Source organism: Aerococcus sp. L_32, assembly GCF_050689315.1.
The window spans coordinates 1-727 of sequence record NZ_JBOEQF010000931.1 but is presented as its reverse complement, the minus strand read 5'-3'; the positions used below and the strand labels follow the sequence as shown (position 1 = coordinate 727).

1 protein-coding gene is annotated in these 727 nt (G+C 42.8%); it reads left to right on the top strand.

Annotation, left to right across the window (positions count from 1 at the left end):
- Positions 1–184: 184 nt before the first annotated feature.
- The coding region (locus tag ACRCJ0_RS17435) for a carboxyl transferase domain-containing protein (RefSeq protein ID WP_431391415.1) at positions 185–727 on the top strand (543 nt) is incomplete at its 3' end.

Genomic DNA, 727 nt, shown 5'->3' with positions numbered 1-727 from the left:
ACGTGCGGTTTCAGAAATGACTATTAAGGGTGTGTCGACAAACCAACAATTCCAATACGACCTACTATTTGATGAGGCCTTTGTAAAAGGGAACTATACCAATGATTACCTGGAAGCTAAATTCTTACCTGAATGGGCGAAGAGTCATCAAGCATAAATTAGCACGAAAGAAAGTAGATGAATTATGGCATTAAAACGCAGAAAAGCATATATTCCTATGCCAGAGGAAGATCAAGCAAAATCGAGCTTGCCTACAGATCCAAATAACCAAGCCTTCGTGCCAGATGGCATGTGGCAAAAATGTCCGCAGTGTCACCAAACGATTCTAACGGATGACTTGGGTGCTGAAAAAATCTGTCCACATTGCCAATACCACTTTAGAATTTCATCTAGTGAGCGATTAGCAAACGTAGTGGACAAAGGCACTTTTGTTGAAATGTTTCAACTAAGGGATAACCGCAATGAAGATCCACTTGGTTTTCCAAAGTATCTGGAAAAGAAAGAAAAAGCGCGCGCTACAACTGGTTTAGACGAAGCTGTCGTAACTGGTGTGGGCGAAATCTTCGGCTACCGAACTGCCATTGGTGTGATGGACTCATTTTTCATGATGGGGTCTATGGGGACTGGTTTAGGTGAGAAAATTAAAAACTTGTTCAACTATGCAACTGAACACCAGTTACCAGTCGTCCTGTTTACCGCTTCTGGTGGTGCCCGGATGCAAGAAGGC